Below are 404 nucleotides of genomic sequence, written 5' to 3' on the forward strand. Positions count from 1 at the left end.
GGCCATGGCCGCGACCATCATGACAATGGCGGCCGTGGTAGCACTGCCGGCAAGAACTGATGCAACGCCTCGCCGGCGATCGTCTCTCCAATTGAGGCGAGCGCCGGCAGGCGCCTCATGCCATCCTATCCAGTGCGTCCAAGTGCCGCCCGGATCGACGCGGTGATGCGGCGAAGCTCGGCTTCGTCCAGCTTCTCGATGTTCTCAGCCAGCAGATTGGCAAGTTCCGTCGCGGCGGGGCTGAGCCCCGACGTGTCGAGCTTTACCCGCGGATGCGAGGCCTCGGCCAGCCGCGCCAGCTCTTCGGCATCRTCCCAGATGACGTTGAAATAGCCGATGATCTTCTGGATCAACGTCCAGGTCGGCGCGCCGCGTCGGCCGTGTTCCAGCGCCGACAAATAGGC

Annotated in this window: 1 protein-coding gene; it reads right to left on the reverse strand. The window is 64.8% G+C overall.

Annotated features, from left to right (window positions below; genetic code table 11):
- Nucleotides 1–125: 125 nt before the first annotated feature.
- On the reverse strand, nt 126–404 hold a 279-nt coding region (locus AC1DY7_RS31375; RefSeq protein WP_477497661.1), incomplete at its 5' end, for a hypothetical protein.

The organism is Mycobacterium sp. P2_H7 (assembly GCF_056403275.1).